15 protein-coding genes are annotated in these 18,388 nt (G+C 53.8%); 5 read left to right on the top strand and 10 right to left on the bottom strand.

Features of this window, described 5'->3' with window-relative positions:
* Positions 1-46: 46 nt before the first annotated feature.
* The 5 genes from surA to apaH are packed head-to-tail and all read left to right on the top strand — an operon-like array spanning position 47 to position 4,444.
* Complete coding sequence (gene surA, locus LBW88_RS10120; protein ID WP_224932464.1) at positions 47-1,342, top strand: peptidylprolyl isomerase SurA; 1,296 nt, start codon at positions 47-49, stop codon at positions 1,340-1,342.
* Complete coding sequence (pdxA, locus tag LBW88_RS10125; RefSeq protein WP_224932463.1) at positions 1,332-2,324, top strand: 4-hydroxythreonine-4-phosphate dehydrogenase PdxA; 993 nt, start codon at positions 1,332-1,334, stop codon at positions 2,322-2,324. The genes surA and pdxA overlap by 11 nt, the downstream gene beginning before the upstream one ends.
* A complete protein-coding gene (rsmA, locus tag LBW88_RS10130; protein WP_224932462.1) occupies positions 2,317-3,141 on the top strand; it encodes a 16S rRNA (adenine(1518)-N(6)/adenine(1519)-N(6))-dimethyltransferase RsmA in 825 nt (274 codons plus the stop codon). The genes pdxA and rsmA overlap by 8 nt, the downstream gene beginning before the upstream one ends.
* Before the next feature lie 4 nt (positions 3,142-3,145).
* A complete protein-coding gene (gene apaG / locus LBW88_RS10135; RefSeq protein WP_084933874.1) occupies positions 3,146-3,523 on the top strand; it encodes a Co2+/Mg2+ efflux protein ApaG in 378 nt (125 codons plus the stop codon).
* 51 nt (positions 3,524-3,574) lie between these two features.
* Positions 3,575-4,444, top strand: a complete 870-nt coding sequence (apaH, locus tag LBW88_RS10140; protein ID WP_224932461.1) for a bis(5'-nucleosyl)-tetraphosphatase (symmetrical) ApaH — start codon at positions 3,575-3,577, stop codon at positions 4,442-4,444.
* Between the two features lie 177 nt (positions 4,445-4,621).
* On the opposite strand, the gene folA is transcribed toward apaH, so the two are convergent.
* The 10 genes from folA to ribF form a co-directional block, all read right to left on the bottom strand.
* Positions 4,622-5,101 carry a type 3 dihydrofolate reductase gene (gene folA, locus LBW88_RS10145; RefSeq protein ID WP_200574533.1) on the bottom strand — a complete coding sequence of 160 codons (480 nt, stop codon included), beginning with the start codon at positions 5,099-5,101 and terminating at the stop codon, positions 4,622-4,624.
* Positions 5,102-5,388: 287 nt separating this feature from the next.
* Positions 5,389-6,531, bottom strand: a complete 1,143-nt coding sequence (locus LBW88_RS10150; RefSeq protein ID WP_224932460.1) for a porin — start codon at positions 6,529-6,531, stop codon at positions 5,389-5,391.
* Positions 6,532-6,771: 240 nt separating this feature from the next.
* The gene (gene carB / locus LBW88_RS10155) at positions 6,772-9,996 is read right to left on the bottom strand and encodes a carbamoyl-phosphate synthase large subunit (RefSeq protein WP_224932459.1); all 3,225 of its coding nucleotides are present in this window, start codon (positions 9,994-9,996) and stop codon (positions 6,772-6,774) included.
* 13 nt (positions 9,997-10,009) lie between these two features.
* A complete protein-coding gene (gene carA / locus LBW88_RS10160; RefSeq protein WP_224932458.1) occupies positions 10,010-11,158 on the bottom strand; it encodes a glutamine-hydrolyzing carbamoyl-phosphate synthase small subunit in 1,149 nt (382 codons plus the stop codon).
* A gap of 470 nt (positions 11,159-11,628) precedes the next feature.
* Positions 11,629-12,444: a 4-hydroxy-tetrahydrodipicolinate reductase gene (dapB, locus tag LBW88_RS10165; RefSeq protein WP_224932457.1), complete on the bottom strand. Its 816-nt coding sequence runs from the start codon at positions 12,442-12,444 to the stop codon at positions 11,629-11,631.
* Positions 12,445-12,666: 222 nt separating this feature from the next.
* The gene (gene ispH / locus LBW88_RS10170) at positions 12,667-13,620 is read right to left on the bottom strand and encodes a 4-hydroxy-3-methylbut-2-enyl diphosphate reductase (protein WP_224932456.1); all 954 of its coding nucleotides are present in this window, start codon (positions 13,618-13,620) and stop codon (positions 12,667-12,669) included.
* Complete coding sequence (fkpB, locus tag LBW88_RS10175) at positions 13,601-14,071, bottom strand: FKBP-type peptidyl-prolyl cis-trans isomerase (protein WP_224932455.1); 471 nt, start codon at positions 14,069-14,071, stop codon at positions 13,601-13,603. The genes ispH and fkpB overlap by 20 nt, the downstream gene beginning before the upstream one ends.
* A gap of 3 nt (positions 14,072-14,074) precedes the next feature.
* Positions 14,075-14,578 carry a signal peptidase II gene (gene lspA / locus LBW88_RS10180; protein ID WP_224932454.1) on the bottom strand — a complete coding sequence of 168 codons (504 nt, stop codon included), beginning with the start codon at positions 14,576-14,578 and terminating at the stop codon, positions 14,075-14,077.
* A complete protein-coding gene (ileS, locus tag LBW88_RS10185; RefSeq protein ID WP_224932453.1) occupies positions 14,578-17,397 on the bottom strand; it encodes an isoleucine--tRNA ligase in 2,820 nt (939 codons plus the stop codon). The genes lspA and ileS overlap by 1 nt, the downstream gene beginning before the upstream one ends.
* A gap of 27 nt (positions 17,398-17,424) precedes the next feature.
* Positions 17,425-18,363 (bottom strand): bifunctional riboflavin kinase/FAD synthetase, encoded by a 939-nt coding sequence (ribF, locus tag LBW88_RS10190; RefSeq protein ID WP_058959365.1) that lies wholly within the window; start codon positions 18,361-18,363, stop codon positions 17,425-17,427.
* Positions 18,364-18,388: the final 25 nt, after the last annotated feature.

Genomic DNA, 18,388 nt, shown 5'->3' on the forward strand with positions numbered 1-18,388 from the left:
ATATTTGACAGGCTATCCCGCAGTGCGGAACAACAATGGATAAAGTATGAAGAACTGGAGAATGCTGATTCTTGGTGTGGCGATTACCGCTAACACTGCGTTCGCAGCCCCACAAGAGGTTGATAAAGTTGCCGCTGTCGTGAATAACGGCGTGGTGCTGGAAAGTGACGTTGATAACATGATGCGCACCGTGAAATCACAGGCGCAGCAGGCACATCAGCAGTTGCCTGATGACAAAACATTGCGTCATCAAATCCTTGAGCGTCAGGTCATGGATGCCATCATTCTTCAGATGGGCGAGAAAGCTGGCCTGCAGGTCAGCGATCAGCAGTTGGATCAGGCAATCCAGAATATTGCCGCACAAAACAAGATGAGCATGGATCAGCTGCGTAGCCGTCTGGCCTATGACGGGATGAACTACAACACTTACCGTGCGCAGATCCGTCAGGAAATGCTGATTTCAGAAGTACGTAATAACGAAGTGCGCCGCCGTGTAACGATCCTGCCGCAGGAAGTCGATACGCTGGCTGCACAGGTGGGTTCTCAAAATGCCCAAGGTACTGAGCTGAACGTCAGCCAGATCCTGCTGCCGTTGTCAGAAAACCCGACGCAGCAGCAAGTTGACGATCAGGAAGCGCTGGCGCGTCAATTGGTCGGTCAACTGAAAAGCGGTGCCGATTTCGGCAAAATGGCAGTGACTTACTCTGCCGATCCGCAAGCGCTGAAAGGCGGCAACATGGGTTGGGCGAAAATTGAAGAGCTGCCTACCCTGTTCTCGCAAGCGTTGAGCACCGCGAAGAAAGGCGACATCGTCGGCCCAATCCGTTCTGGTGTTGGCTTCCATATTCTGAAAGTGAACGACCTGCGCGGTGAAAGCAAAAACATCTCTGTGACCGAAGTGCATGCGCGCCATATTCTGCTGAAGCCTTCTCCAATCCTCACTGATGCGCAGGCACAAGCGAAGATCGAGCAGATTGCGGCTGACATCAAGAGTGGCAAAACCACCTTTGCTGCGGCGGCAAAACAGTTCTCTGACGATCCAGGTTCAGCTAACCAGGGCGGTGATCTTGGTTGGGCAACGCCTGAAATCTACGATCCGGCCTTCCGTGATGCGCTGTTGAAGCTGCAGAAAGGTCAGGTCAGCGAGCCGGTACACTCTTCCTTCGGCTGGCATTTGATTCAGCTGCTGGACACCCGTCAGGTTGATAAAACCGATGCGGCACAGAAAGAGCGTGCTTATCGTCTGCTGTTTAACCGTAAATTTGCCGAAGAAGCACAAACCTGGATGCAGGAACAACGCGCCAGTGCTTACGTGAAGATTCTGGACAACAATGGTCAGTAATTACCGTGTAGTGATCACGCCCGGCGAACCCGCCGGGATTGGTCCCGATCTCACCGTTCAACTGGCCCAACGTGACTGGCCAGTTGAACTGGTGGTCTGTGCCGACGGTAACGTCCTGCGTCAGCGCGCCAACCAACTTGGTTTGCCGCTGACGCTGCGTGATTACCAGCCCGGCGTGGCCGCGCAACCGCAGCAGGCGGGTACGTTAACGCTGCTGCAGGTTGATACCGCACAGCCCGTGACGCCCGGTGAATTAACCGTGGCGAATGGTCACTACGTGCTGGAAACGCTGGCGCGTGCCTGTGACGGCTGTCTCAACGGCGAGTTTGCCGCATTGATTACCGGTCCGGTGCACAAAGGCGTGATCAATGACGCCGGTATTCCGTTCACCGGCCATACCGAATTCTTCGCCGAGCGTGCCGGTGGCGATCGCGTGGTGATGATGCTGGCAACCGAAGAGTTGCGCGTCGCGCTCGCGACCACGCATTTGCCGTTAAAAGATGTCGCTGATGCGATTACTCGCGACAGCTTGCATGAGGTGATCACGATTCTGCATCAGGATTTACAGCAGAAATTCGGTTTACCGCATCCCCATATCTTTGTCTGCGGCCTGAATCCGCACGCGGGCGAAAGCGGCCATATGGGCCGTGAAGAAATTGATACCATTATTCCGGCGCTCGACGAACTGCGTCAGCAAGGTATTCAGCTTACCGGCCCGTTACCGGCTGATACGCTGTTCCAGCCAAAATACTTACAGCATGCCGATGCCGTCCTGGCGATGTATCACGATCAGGGCTTACCGGTGCTAAAATTTCAGGGGTTTGGTCGCGCGGTGAATATCACCCTCGGCCTGCCCTTTATCCGGACTTCTGTCGACCATGGTACCGCGCTGGAATTAGCCGGCCAGGGCAAGGCAGAACCGGGCAGCTTTATCACGGCGCTTAATCTCGCCATCACTATGATCAAGAGCAGTAATGAATAATCGCGTCCATCAGGGGCATTTTGCCCGTAAACGTTTCGGGCAGAACTTCCTGAACGATCAGTACATTATCGACAGCATTGTCTCCGCTATTCACCCGCAAAAGGGAGAAGCCGTTGTGGAGATTGGTCCCGGCCTTGGTGCCTTAACTGAACCGGTAGGCGAGCGCCTCGATGAACTGACCGTTGTTGAGCTGGATCGCGATCTGGCCGCGCGTTTGCAGACCCATCCGTTCCTCGGACCCAAGCTGACCATTTATCAGCAAGATGCCATGACCTTCGATTTTTCGGCACTGGCAAAAGAGAAAGGTCAGCCGCTGCGTGTGTTTGGCAACTTGCCTTACAACATCTCCACGCCGCTGATGTTCCACCTTTTCAGCTATACTGGTTCGATTAAAGATATGCACTTCATGCTGCAGAAAGAAGTGGTTAATCGTTTGGTTGCTGGACCAGGCAGCAAAGCTTATGGTCGCCTGACCGTGATGGCGCAGTACTATTGCCAGGTGATTCCGGTGCTGGAAGTTCCACCAGAATCCTTTACGCCGGCACCTAAAGTGGATTCAGCCGTAGTGCGTTTGATGCCTTACCCAGAGCCACCTTATCCGGTCAGCGATATTCGTCTGCTGAGCCGTATCACCACAGAAGCCTTTGGTAAACGCCGTAAAACCCTGCGCAACAGCCTTGCACATTTGTTTACTGCAGGTGCGTTGGATGAACTGAATATTGATGCTTCGCTGCGTGCAGAAAATGTCACCGTGGCGCAGTTCTGCCAGCTGGCGAACTGGCTGGGCAATCATCAGGCTGAAAACCCGGAGAATTGAGTGTATGAGTGAACTGGCCCGCGTCTGTATTCATGTATTGAGTCAATATGTGGAATCACAATCCTTGCCCGACGAGGATCGCTACGTGTTTGCCTACACCATCACCATTCGTAATCTGGGACGCAATAACGTTCAGCTACTTAGCCGCTACTGGCTTATCACCAATGGCAACGGTCGTGAGACTGAAGTTCAGGGTGAAGGTGTGGTTGGTGAACAACCGCACATTGCAGCAGGCGGCGAGTATCAGTACACCAGCGGTGCGATACTGGAAACTCCGATGGGCACCATGCAAGGCCACTATGTGATGGTCGACGATGCAGGTGAAGAGTTTCATGTCGAAATCCCGGTGTTCCGACTCGCGGTGCAAACCCACATACATTAATCCCCCTCCGCCCGGCCTGTCCGGGCGGCGCGTTTTGATCGGACTGACGTAATGAGTACATACCTGATTGGCGATATTCACGGCTGTTATGACGAGCTACGTGCGCTGCTGGCGCAGGTTAATTTCGATCCACAGCAAGACGAGCTTTGGTTAACCGGCGACCTGGTCGCGCGTGGCCCGGGCTCGCTCGATGTGCTGCGCTACGTGAAATCGCTGGGGGATTGCGTGCGCCTCGTGCTCGGCAATCACGATCTGCATCTGCTGGCGGTTTATGCCGGCATCAGCCGTAATAAACCCAAAGATCGCCTGACGCCTCTGCTGGAAGCACACGATGCGGATGAGCTGATCAACTGGTTACGTCGCCAGCCGCTGCTACAAGTGGATGAAGATAAAAAGCTGTTGATGGCTCACGCGGGTATCACGCCGCAGTGGGATCTCGACACCGCAAAACTCTGTGCGCGTGAAGTCGAAGCCGTGCTGGCCAGCGACACCTATCCGCTGTTCCTGGATGCGATGTACGGCGATATGCCGAACAACTGGACGCCGGAACTGAGTGGGTTGGCGCGTCTGCGCTTCAGTACTAATGCCCTGACGCGCATGCGCTTCTGCTTCCCTAACGGGCAGTTGGATATGATCTGCAAAGAAGCCCCAAACTCTGCTCCACCGCCGCTGAAACCCTGGTTCCTTGTTGCGAGCAAGATCGGTAGCGAATATACGCAGGTGTTTGGCCACTGGGCCTCTCTGGAAGGCAAAGGGACACCTGAACATATCATCGGACTGGATACCGGCTGCTGCTGGGGCGGCACGCTGACGCTGCTGCACTGGGAATCGCAACGCTATTATGTGCAGGCCTCCAACCGTGAAAAGGCGATGGCAGAGAGTGCCGCCAGCGCGCATCCGCCTTTGAGTGACATGCATTAAAAAAACTCGTCCCATTAAGCGACATGTCATAAACAAAAAGCCCCGCAATGTGAGCGGGGCTTTTTTCATTCGCTTTAAATAATGATCCTGATATTTCCCGGTCGCTATAAATGGCGACACTACGACGAAATGACACGATGTTCGTAGGTTGCGCACTGATATGCACCGGGACAAGCATCAACGGCGATCTAAAATCTCAAAGCAGTAACTGTGTGAATTCTGCGCATCGGCGTCATGGAACTCACTAAAAGTCGACTGCCATTCATCCGGCTCGTAGTCCGGGAATTGCGTATCGCCTTCGACTTCGGCATCAATGTGCGTCAGATACAAACGATCGGCACGCGCCAGCATCTGTTCGTAAACACGACCACCACCGATCACCATCATCTCTTCCACGTCGCCCGCCGCTTTCACCGCTTCGTCCAGTGAAGTGACCCAGGTGACGCCATCGTGCGTACCCGGCTGGCTGCTCACCACAATATTTAAGCGTCCCGGTAACGGGCGGCCAATGGATTCAAAGGTCAGACGCCCCATAATGACAGGTTTATTCAGTGTGTTACGTTTGAACCAGGCCAAATCCGCTGGCAGGTTCCATGGCATGGCGTTTTCCATACCAATAATGCGATCGGCTGCCAGTGCTGCGATCAGACTAATCATGTTAAAAGACCTACAGGAAAAAAATTGGCGCAATGATACGTAAAGGCGAAAGTTTCGTCGATAGGCCGACCCCGCTATTTGCGTAAAGCTCCTATGCGACCGCATTTTTGTTATTGGACAGAGTTTTACACCGACTTTCCCACCATAGTTGGGAATAGACGCCAGATTAATCCAGTAGAACGCTACAACTCAGGGTGAAATGAGGCTTTGACGTGATGGAGTGTAAAGAAAACCGCACTGTCTGCGACAAAGAAAAACGGCTCCCTTAGGAGCCGTTGACACATCGATTAGAAATCGTAGCGCAGACGCACCAGGTTCATGTTACCCAGTGATTTGTCGGTGCTTGAGGTGATCACGTATTCGTAATCCACCTGGAAGCCGTAATCGAGTTTGGTGCTGATACCAACGCCATTGTCGATACGCTTGTAGTTACGTCCATTGACGAACTCCAGACGGTCGCCCATGAAGTAAGGCTGGATAGACTTGACCGCGTACTGATCGATAGCAAATTTGTAGCCAGCGAAGTACTCTACGCCCCACGCATCATCGGCAAAGTAGTTGTTAACGGTGTTCTTCTTGGTTGGTGAGAAGTTCTGATACCAGCCAGCACCTGCAGACAGCGTCCAGTTATCCGGGGTCCAGCTCAACGCGGTACCGTAGATGTTCTGATCGTAGTCTTTGCTTTCACCGGTGCCTGGGTTATGAATATCCGCACGGGTGTAGTTCCACGCGGTACCCCACGCCAGATCTTTGGTGATGTGATAGTTCACACCCAGTGAGCCGCCACCTTTACGCTTGTAACGCAGGCCGTTGCCCGGCAGGTAGTTGTTATCTTCAAACAGGTATGAAGCGTAAACATCAACGTCGCCGAAGGTATTTTTGTACTTCAGCATCTTACGTGAACGGTATGAACCGTCGTAGTCACCGTTGATACCGTTGCCCGGTGCCTGAGCTAACATGTCGTAGTCCCAGATATCGGTCTTCGCGCCGACCACATCATAGTAAACGCTGTTCTGTTGACCAAAGGTCAGCTGACCCCAGGTTTTGCTTTTCAGACCCGTGTAGAGCTGACGACGCGTGGTGTTGTTCTGGCCATCGGCATAGTGGTTATCCCAACCCCACCAGGCCGGGAAGTTGACGCCCAGCTCGTAGTAGCTGACCCAGCTGATGTCATCAAACAGATAGTAATCAGCGGAGAAACGGAAACGTGAACCGCCATCGTAGCCGTTACGTTTGTACGATTGGTCACTCACACCAGCCTGATGCTGGAACTGAGGACGAATACTGCCGCCGACTTTGAAATCCAGACGGCTAAGGGGATCGCCTGCCTGCGGATCCTGCTTCAGCAGGGTAATTTCCGCCTGGCTGGCGAGAGGCGCAGCAACTAATAACGCAGCCACTGCGCTGAGGGTGAAAGCACGCATTTTCATTTTTTATATCCCAATTAAGGTGAGCGCTCTATTAATGAGCGTCCGAGATAGTAAGGTGCGCTTGCCGGGATCGTATTTATAAATTTGTGCGAATAATCCGACATGTAACCAGTACCGCATCAACTGATAAAAACTATGTCAAATCAATAGATTTTTCACACCTAAGCTTATTCAACCAGCGATAAACAGGCGAAAAAAACGGCTCCCTGAGGAGCCGTTATTAGCCTATCAACTTATTGATTAGCCTTTGATTAGGGCATGCATTTCCTGCACTGAAATGACTTTCTCAGTAGGATCCGCATTCAGTGACATCGCGGTAGCAAAACCACCGTTCAGCGTGGTGTCATAATGCACTTTATATTGCAGCGCACTGCGGCGAATCAATTTCGAATCTTCAATCGCCTGACGACCTGCGGTGGTATTGACGATGTAGGTGTATTCGCCATTCTTCAGACGGTCCTGAATGTGCGGACGACCTTCATGCACCTTGTTAACCAGACGTGGGTTAATGCCAGCTTCACCCAGCACCACAGCGGTACCGTGCGTCGCATCCAACTCAAAGCCTAACTTCTGCAGCTTCGCCGCCAGGTCAACGATACGTTTCTTATCGCCCTCACGCACTGACAGCAGCGCACGACCGGTTTTCTTCATGTTGCTCTGCGCACCCAGCATCGCTTTTGAGAATGCTTCTGCGAAGGTACGACCCACACCCATGACTTCGCCGGTAGAACGCATCTCTGGGCCAAGAATCGGGTCAACGCCCTGGAACTTGTTGAACGGCAGCACCACTTCTTTCACAGAGTAGTAAGGTGGAATCACTTCTTCCGTTACACCCTGCTCGGCCAGCGTTTTACCTGCCATCACGCGTGCAGCCACTTTCGCCAGCGGTACGCCTGTTGCTTTAGACACGAACGGTACGGTACGCGCGGCACGTGGGTTGACTTCAATCAGGTAAACTTCGTTGTCTTTAACCGCAAACTGCACGTTCATCAAACCACGGACGTTCAGCTCAAAGGCCAGTTTCTCAACCTGCTGACGCATCACGTTCTGAATCTCAGTGCTGAGCGTGTAAGCCGGCAGTGAACATGCAGAGTCACCGGAGTGAACACCCGCTTGCTCGATGTGCTCCATGATGCCGCCAATCAGCACACGCTCACCGTCGCAAATCGCATCGACGTCCACTTCGACGGCATCATCCAGGAAGCGATCCAGTAACACTGGCGCATCGTTGGAAACAGATACGGCGTTCTGGAAGTAGCGCTTCAGGTCGATTTCGTCGTACACGATTTCCATCGCGCGGCCGCCCAGTACATAAGAAGGACGCACCACCAGCGGATAACCGATACCCGCCGCTTTCTCAACCGCTTGCTCCAGCGTCGCCACCGTGGCGTTCGCCGGCTGCTTCAGGCTCAGACGATCCACCGCCTGTTGGAAACGCTCGCGGTCTTCTGCACGGTCAATCGCATCCGGGCTGGTACCAATGACCGGCACACCCGCCGCTTCTAACGCACGCGCCAGCTTCAGCGGAGTCTGGCCACCGTACTGCACGATAACGCCCTTAGGCTTCTCGATGCGCACGATTTCCAGCACGTCTTCCAGCGTGACCGGTTCAAAGTACAGACGGTCAGAGGTGTCGTAGTCGGTTGAAACGGTTTCCGGGTTACAGTTCACCATAATGGTTTCGTAACCGTCTTCGCGCAGCGCCAATGCCGCATGGACACAGCAGTAATCGAACTCGATACCCTGGCCGATACGGTTTGGACCACCACCCAGAATCATGATTTTGTCACGGTCCTGGTTTGGATTGGCTTCGCACTCTTCTTCATAGGTGGAGTACATGTACGCGGTATCGGTAGAGAACTCCGCCGCACAGGTATCCACGCGCTTGTAAACCGGGTGCAGGTTGAACTGTTGACGCAGCTTGCGGATTTCGCTTTCCGCCACGCCTGCCAGTGCTGCCAGACGCACGTCTGCGAAGCCTTTACGCTTCAGCGCACGCAGGAAGTCCGCATTCAGTGAGTTCACACCTTCACGCGCCACCTGCTCTTCCAGACGCACCAGTTCTTCGATTTGCACCAGGAACCAGCGGTCGATGTTGGTCAGGTTGAACACGCCATCCACCGACATACCGGCACGGAACGCATCAGCGATGTACCAGATACGGTCAGAACCGGCATCTTTCAATTCGCGACGGATACGGGTTAAGGCTTCGGCATCATCCAGATCCACTTTCGGGTCGAAGCCGTTAGCACCCACTTCCAGGCCGCGCAGCGCTTTCTGCATCGATTCCTGGAAGGTACGGCCAATCGCCATCACTTCACCGACAGATTTCATCTGCGTGGTCAGACGGTCATTCGCACCGGCAAACTTCTCGAAGTTGAAGCGAGGAATCTTGGTCACAACGTAATCGATTGACGGCTCAAACGACGCTGGCGTACGACCGCCAGTGATGTCGTTCATCAGCTCATCCAGGGTGAAGCCCACCGCCAGTTTCGCCGCGACTTTCGCAATCGGGAAACCGGTCGCTTTCGAAGCCAGCGCAGAAGAGCGCGACACGCGTGGGTTCATTTCGATAACAATCAAACGACCATCTTTCGGGTTAACCGAGAACTGAACGTTCGAACCGCCGGTTTCGACGCCGATTTCACGCAGTACCGCCAGCGAGGCGTTACGCATGATTTGATATTCTTTATCGGTCAGCGTCTGTGCTGGCGCGACGGTGATGGAGTCACCGGTATGAATACCCATCGCATCGAAGTTTTCGATCGAGCAGACGATGATGCAGTTGTCGTTTTTATCACGCACCACTTCCATCTCGTACTCTTTCCAGCCAATCAGCGACTCATCAATCAGCAGCTCATTGGTAGGTGAGAGGTCGAGACCACGCTCGCAAATCTCTTCGAACTCTTCACGGTTATAAGCGATACCGCCACCGGTGCCGCCCATGGTAAAGGAAGGACGAATGATGCATGGGAAGCCAACGTCTTCGGCCACCGCCAGCGCTTCTTCCATGGTATGCGCGATACCCGAACGGGCAGTGCCCAGACCGATGCTTTTCATCGCCACGTCGAAACGGCGGCGATCTTCGGCTTTATCAATGGCATCTGCGGTCGCACCAATCATGGTGACGCCGAACTCAGCCAGCACACCATGACGCTCCAGCTCCAGCGCACAGTTCAGTGCAGTCTGGCCACCCATGGTCGGCAGCACCGCATCCGGGCGCTCTTTTTCGATAATTTTGCGTACCACTTCCCAGTGAATCGGCTCGATATAAGTTGCATCGGCCATTTCCGGGTCGGTCATGATGGTTGCCGGGTTGGAGTTCACCAGAATGACGCGGTAACCCTCTTCACGCAGCGCTTTACACGCCTGCGCACCGGAGTAGTCAAATTCACATGCCTGGCCGATAACGATCGGGCCAGCGCCAAGGATCAGGATGGATTTTATGTCTGTACGTTTTGGCATCATGGGCTCCTGATTACTTCGCGTTAGAACGGTAAGCTTCGATCAGTTCGATAAAGTGATCGAACAGTGGCGCCGCATCGTGCGGGCCTGGGCTCGCTTCAGGGTGTCCCTGGAAGCTGAAGGCCGGTTTGTCGGTGCGGTGGATACCCTGCACAGTCTGGTCGAACAGTGACACATGGGTCACACGCAGGTTGGCCGGTAACTGGCTGTCATCGACGGCAAAACCGTGGTTCTGCGCGGTAATCATCACGACATTGTTGTCGAGATCTTTGACCGGGTGGTTACCGCCATGGTGGCCGAGTTTCATCTTCACGGTTTTCGCACCGCTTGCCAGCGCCAGCAACTGATGTCCAAGACAGATACCGAACACCGGAACGTCGGTTTTCAGGAAAGCCTGAATCGCGTTGATAGCGTAATCGCACGGCTCCGGGTCACCAGGACCGTTCGACAGGAAGATGCCATCTGGATTCAAAGCCAGCACTTCTTCTGCAGTGGTTTTGGCTGGAACAACCGTTAAACGGCAGCCGCGATCCACCAGCATGCGCAGAATGTTGCGCTTAGCGCCGAAGTCATAGGCGACAACATGGAACGGCAGCTCTGCAGCAGTTTTCTGCTCAGGCAAATCACCTTCCAGTGTCCAGCTACCCTGCTGCCACGCGTAAGTTTCCGCGGTGGTCACTTCTTTCGCCAGGTCCATGCCTTTTAAGCCCGGGAACGCCTGCGCTTTTTGCAGCGCCAGCGCCGCATCCGGATTATCACCCGCAATAATGCAGCCGCTCTGTGCGCCCTTCTCGCGCAGCAAACGGGTCAGTTTGCGCGTATCGATATCGGCGATGCCGACAATGTTATTGCGCTGCAGGTAAGCTGACAGGCTTTCTTCACTGCGGAAGTTGCTGGTGATCAGCGGCAGGTCGCGAATAACGAGGCCTTGAGCATGGATTTGGCTGGATTCTTCATCGGCGGCGTTAACGCCAACATTGCCGATATGGGGATAAGTGAGGGTAACGATTTGGCGGGAATAGGAAGGATCAGTGAGGATTTCTTGATAACCAGTCATTGACGTGTTGAAAACGACTTCCCCCACTGCCGACCCCGTTGCCCCGATGGCCCGACCGTGGAATTGGGTTCCGTCTTCCAGAACCAAGAGCGCTGACTTAATCAAAACATCCTCCAGGGAATAAACAGTCACAATATTTGCATATTAATTCAAAATACATGCCCGAATCAATGCAAAATCCGCCTGAATGCTCGAATTTTGGCAAATTGCGCGCATTCTAATGATCGACCTCTGGCTTGTCTACCCTGAGTGGCTGTTTTTTTTGTATTTTTAGGGCGGTTCAATGCTAAAAACTGAGAAAAGGGATAAAAGAACAGGAAAAGTGAGAAAAATAAACGGTTGCTTAGCGGCGATAATCGTAAAGCCGTGCTACGCCGCTTAGATTTTTGACCAAATGGTCAAAATTAGCTATTACCTGACAGAAAAATACACACTAACACCAACAAACAAGCACTACGATGACATATGGACGCCAAGCGTTAATTTATACATAAAATAAAGGGCAATGATCACATTGCCCTATTCAATCAACATCTTACCGATTGAAATAACCACATCACGATGGTTCAAAACACTCACAACATCGATAAATCCAGCACATCACGCATATCATAAAGGCCAGATTTTTTGTCTTTCAACCAACTTCCTGCCTTAACCGCGCCATTTGCAAAGGTCATGCGGCTGGAAGCCTTATGGGTAATCTCTACACGCTCGCCAATATCTGCAAACATCGCGGTATGCTCACCGACGATATCGCCTGCGCGCACGGTAGCAAAACCGATGGTCTGCGCTTTACGCTCGCCCGTATGGCCTTCACGGGCATACACCGCGTGTTCATCCAGATTCCAGCTCATCGCATCGGCAATCGCTTCACCCATGGCTAATGCAGTACCTGATGGTGCATCAACTTTATGACGGTGGTGTGCCTCAACGATTTCAATATCAGCATACTCACCCATCACTTTGGCCGCCTGCTGTAACAGATTCAGCACCAGGTTCACACCCACACTAAAGTTGGCGGCGAACACAATGCCAATCTCTTCGGCTGCGGCGCGAATCGCTTCTTTGCCCGCTTCATCAAAGCCGGTGGTGCCAATCACCATCGCTTTTTGATGCTGGCGGCAGAATGCCAGATACTCCAGCGTGCCTTCCGGACGGGTGAAATCAATCAGCACATCAAAATCATCGACCACTTTCAGCAAATCGTCAGTGACAGTCACTCCGATTTTTCCAATGCCAGCCAGTTCGCCAGCATCTGAGCCCAGCAGAGAAGAACCGCTGCGCGCCAGTGCCGCGCCTAACGCCACGCCATCTGCTTGCTGCGCGGCCTGAATCAAATTGCGTCCCATGCGACCCGGCGCACCAACGATAGCAATGCGGATATCACTCATAATTATTCATTCCTGATACAAATCTATGCATGCAAAGCGTAAACAGGTTAACGATCCGATAACTGTCACGCCACAATAATAAAGGGATATAAGAATTTTATGCCAGCCGCTAAACATTATCAGTAAATGCAATCCCATCTGCTGGAAATGGGTTTTATGGCTGGCTGCAGATAAAGAAAAGGCCGAACAATGTCGGCCTGATTTTGTAACGGAAGTCTCCGCTTACTGCACGTTACGCACTTCGACGCGCAACTCTTTCGGCACTTCAAACACGATGTTCTCTTCGCGACCAATCAGCTCAATCGCCGCTTCACCGCCATACTCTTTCAAGCGCTGAATCACCTGCTGCACTAAAATATCCGGTGCCGAGGCGCCCGCTGTGACACCGATGATCTGCTTGTCTTTGACCCACTCTTCCTGAATGTCATCCGCTGAATCAATCAGCTTCGCCAGTTTGCCCGCACGCTGCGCCAGTTCGGCCAGACGGTTGGAGTTGGAGGAGTTTTTCGAACCAACCACCAGCACCACTTCCGCATCACGCGCCAGAACGCGTACCGCTTCCTGACGGTTGGTGGTCGCATAGCAGATGTCGTCTTTACGCGGGCCGATAATCGCCGGGAAGCGTTGGCGCAGTGCATCAATCACTTCCGAGGTATCATCAACCGACAAGGTAGTCTGCGTCATAAAACACAGATTACCTTCATCTTTGACGTTCAGCTTAAACACATCTTCCGGCGATTCCACCAGGTACATGCCACCGTTGGGGTTGTTGTACTGCCCCATGGTGCCTTCCACTTCCGGGTGACCCGCATGACCAATCAGAATGGCTTCCACACCTTTACGGCTGGCACGCGCCACTTCCATATGCACCTTGGTCACCAGTGGACAGGTGGCATCGAACAGCATAGTGAGATTGCGCGCTTTCGCTTCCGCACGAACAGCCTGAGAAACCCCATGTGCGGAGAAGATCAGGATGGCGTTATCTGGCACTTCGCTGATCTCTTCGATAAAAATCGCACCACGATCGCGCAGGCTGCTCACCACGTAGCGGTTATGCACCACTTCATGACGCACGTAGATTGGCGCGCCGTACATCTCCAGCGCGCGTTCCACAATACTGATGGCGCGATCCACGCCTGCACAGAAACCGCGAGGGTTAGCTAACAGGATTTGCATCGCTGGCCTCCAGTACCGGATCAATCTCCAGCACTTCAATTTCAAACTGAATGCGCTGACCGGCCAGTGGATGATTGAAATCGACGGTGATCGAATCACCCGAAATCTCGCGGATCACACCTGGCATCTCGCTACCACCTCTGCCGCTGAACAGCATAATGGCGCCCACTTCCGGCTCTCCGGCATCGTTAAAGTCACGGCGCGAAAAGTACTGAACCAGGTCCGGGCTGATGCCGCCAAAGGCATCATCAGGTGCCAGCGTAAAAGCGTGCTTATCGCCCACTTTACGCCCCACCAACTCCTTCTCCAGCGCCTCTGACAAGCTGCCATCACCCAGACAGAACAGCGCAGGTTTGCCGTTGGCACGCGTGGATTCGGCCGTTGAGCCATCTTCCAGCTTGAGTGTGAAATGCACCAGCAACGCGCTATCGCGCTGTACGGACTCAGTCATTTGTTACCCTTTCTCTTTGACCTGTTTGTCTTTCGGGGTGAGGAAACCTTCCAGCACCACCAACGCTGCACCAATACAGATGCCGCAGTCAGCGATGTTAAAGGTGGCGAAATGCCAGTCACCAACGTAGAAGTCGATGAAATCCACCACGAAGCCGTGATAAGCACGGTCAAACAGGTTACCCAACGCCCCGCCGATAATCAGCGCGTAGGCAATATTGGTTAGTTTGTTACTTGCGCGGTTGCGATACATCATCACCACCAGCGCGACCACAATCGCAATCGCGATGCCGGCGAAGAACCAACGCTGCCAACCGCCTTTGTCCGCCAGGAAGCTGAACGCTGCGCCATAGTTATGCGCATAGAACAGATTCAGAAACGGAATCAGCGGTTTGGTTTCGTGCAGCATCATGTTGTTCATGATCCACTGCTTGCTGGCGAAATCGATCACGATCACCACCAGCACCAACCACAGCCAACGCAATCCGGTAGAGCAGAGTTTACTCATCAGGCAAATTTCCGCACTTCACCGTTGCCGGCTACGTTGGTGTAACAACGTCCACAGACCGCAGCATGCTCCGCATTCTGGCCGACGTCAGTAGTGTAATGCCAGCAGCGCGGACATTTCTCGCCTTCTGCTTTGTGCAGTGCGATTTTCAGACCTTTCAGTACTTCGCTCTGCTGTGCCTCATCGCTGGCAGTGGCGTAATCCGCCACCGTTGCGCCGGAAGTCAGCAGCACAAAACGCAGTTCATCGCCCAGCGCCTGCAGTTTGGCCGCCAGTTCAGCGTCCGCGTACAAGGTCACTGTGGCTTCCAGTGCGCCACCGATACGTTTATCGCTACGTGCCTGCTCGATCACTTTGTTGACTTCGCCGCGCACTTTCAGCAGGTCATCCCAGTAAGCGTCGTTCAGTGCTTCGTTATCCGCCAGTCCAAACAGGCCTTCATACCACTCTTCAGTGAACACATACTTCGCGCGCTCACCTGGCAGGTAGCCCCAGATTTCATCGGCAGTGAAGGACATGATCGGCGCCATCCAGCGCACCAGCGCTTCAACGATATGCCACAGCGCGGTCTGGCAGCTGCGACGTGCCAGGCTGTCACCTTTGGCGGTGTACTGACGATCTTTGATCACATCAAGATAGAACGAGCCCATTTCGATGGAGCAGAAGTGCATCAGACGTTGCACCACTTCATGGAAATCGTAGTTCTCGTAAGACTGCACGATGTCTTGCTGTGCGGCGAGTGCACGACCTACCGCCCAACGATCCACCACCACCATCTCTTCTGGCTTCACGCAATCGGTCGCCGGGTTGAAGCCCGCGAGGTTTGCCAGCAGGAAGCGTGCGGTGTTACGGATACGACGATAGCTGTCAGCAGCACGCTTCAGGATTTCGTCGGACACCGCCATCTCACCGGAGTAGTCAGTTGAGGCCACCCACAGACGCAGAATGTCCGCGCCCAGTTTGTCCATTACGTCCTGCGGTGCCACGGTGTTGCCGATGGATTTCGACATCTTGCGACCCTGGCCGTCCACGGTGAAACCGTGCGTCAGTACCTGACGGTAAGGCGCTTTGCCTTTCATCGCCGTCGAGATCATCAGTGAAGACATGAACCAGCCGCGATGCTGATCCGAACCTTCCAGATACATATCCGGCGTATGGCCGCCAAACTCTGGACGCGCATCCACCACGGAGTAGCTGGTTGATCCTGAATCGAACCACACATCCAGCGTATCCGGCACTTTGACGTAGTGGTCAGCGTCGTCGCCCATCAGATCGCGCGGATCAAGATCCCACCACGCCTGAATGCCATCCTGCTCAACGCACTTCGCGACTTTCTCCATCAGCTCCAGCGTATCCGGATGCAGCTGCTCGGTCTCTTTATGCACGAACAGCGCCATTGGCACGCCCCACGTACGCTGACGTGAGATACACCAGTCTGGACGGTTCGCTACCATCGCTTCGATACGCGCCTGACCCCAGTCCGGGATCCACTGCACGCCTTTGATCTCTTTCAGCGACTGTGCACGCAGGCCTTTCTGATCCATGCTGATGAACCACTGTGGGGTGGCACGGAAGATGATTGGGGTTTTGTGACGCCAGCAGTGTGGATAGCTGTGCAGCAGTTTCTCAACGTGCAGCAGTGCGCCTTTCTCTTTCAGCAGCTCAACGATCATGTCGTTGGCTTTGAACACATTCACACCATCCAGCGTTGGATAGGTGCCTGGCAGGAACGCGCCATCCGGACCGACTGGGTTAGCCGTTTCCAGACCGTATTTCTGGCCGATCACATAGTCATCCGGGCCGTGGCCTGGCGCCGTGTGTACTGCACCGGTACCCGCTTCCAGCGTAACGTGCTCGCCCAATACGACTTTGGATTGAATCTGCTCGAGGAACGGATGCTGGAACAGCTGCAGCTCAAGTGCCGCACCGTTGCATTCGCCCAGCACTTTCCACTCAGCGATGCCCGCGCGCTTCATCACACCCTCAACCATCTCTTTGGCGAGGATCAAGCTGCGGCCTTCGATTTGCAGCAGCTGATATTCGAACTCAGGATGCAGTGAGATACCGCGGTTGGCTGGCATGGTCCACGGGGTGGTAGTCCAGATCACCAGAGAAACCGGGCCTTCAGAGGCTGCAATGCCAAACTTCGCGCGCACCGCATCGGCATCGACGGCGTTAAACATCACGTCGATAGAAGGTGAAGTTTTGTCGTAGTACTCGACTTCTGCTTCAGCCAGCGCTGAACGGCAATCCATGCACCAGTGCACTGGCTTCGCGCCTTTGTGCAGGTGGCCGTTGCCGATGATTTTACTCAGCGCACGGATGATGTTGGCTTCAGTTTTGAAGTCCATGGTCAGGTAAGGACGATCCCAGTCACCCAGCACGCCAAGACGGATGAAGTCTTTCTTCTGGCCTTCAACCTGTTCAGCAGCGTAGTTGCGGCAGGCGGCACGGAACTCCGCGGCGGTGACTTTCTCGCCCGGCTTACCAATCATCTGCTCAACTTTGTGCTCAATCGGTAAACCGTGGCAGTCCCAACCGGGAACATACGGCGAGTCATATCCCGCCATGCCTTTCGACTTAACGATAATGTCTTTCAGAATCTTGTTAACGGAGTGACCAATATGAATGCTGCCGTTCGCATAAGGAGGGCCATCATGCAAAATAAAGGTTTTTTTCCCTTTTTTGGCTTCGCGGATGATGCCGTACAGGTTGTCATCAGTCCAACGTTGCAGCATTCCCGGTTCGCGTTTGGCCAGATCGCCACGCATCGGGAACCCCGTTTCCGGCAAATTCAGGGTAGATTTATAGTCACTCATCAGATTCTCGGTTCCGTATTTCGGTCATTAAGCCGGTGCGTTAAGCCCAAAAAATTGGCGGGCCGTCACCACATCTTTCGCAATTTGTTCTTTCAACGCGTCCAGCGAAGCGAAACGCTGTTCGTCGCGAATCTTCTGTTTCAGCACCACCTCAATGTGGTGGCCATAAAGATTCATATGTGTGTCAAGCAGGTGAACTTCAAGCTGCTGACGCAGACCTTTTACTGTCGGACGTGTACCAATGTTGGCCACGCCGGCTATAGGCTTGTCGCCAAGGCCTAAAACTTCAACCGCAAACACGCCTTTTACCGGCGTTACTGTGCGGCGTAAGGGAATGTTCGCGGTAGGAAAACCAATAGTGCGCCCCAGTGCATCACCGTGCACCACGCGCCCTGAAATGCTGAATGGATGGCCCAGCAGCGCTTCCGCCTGCGCAAAATCATCCTGTGCCAGTGCCTGACGTACCGCCGTGCTGCTGATACGTGCACCGCCATCACAATAGGTCTGAGTGCTGATGACGTCGAAGCCATACTCAACACCGGCTTTCTGTAATAACAGGAAATCCCCCTGGCGACCAGCGCCGAAGCGGAAATCATCACCCACTGCGAGGAACTTCACGTTGAGCTTATCGACCAGCAGTTCGGCGATAAAACTTTGTGCGGAGTGCGCCGCAAAACGGCGATCAAAGCGGACACAGAGCACGGCATCAACGCCCGCCAGCTCCAGATATTTCAGCTTCTCGCGCAGACGTGTCAGGCGTGCCGGGGCTTTGTCACCGGCAAACAATTCAAGCGGTTGCGGCTCAAACAGCATCACCACCACCGGCAGGTTGCGTTGTCGTCCTTCAGCAATTAACTCCGCCATCAAGGCCTGGTGGCCGCGATGTACGCCGTCGAAATTGCCAATGGTCAGGACGCAGCCGCGATGCTGCTCTTTCAGATTATAAATACCGCGGATAAACTTCATGGCTGACTCAAACCGGTGGAAATCG

The sequence above is a fragment of the Pantoea sp. alder81 genome, from assembly GCF_020179835.1.
Taxonomy (GTDB): Bacteria; Pseudomonadota; Gammaproteobacteria; order Enterobacterales; family Enterobacteriaceae; genus Pantoea.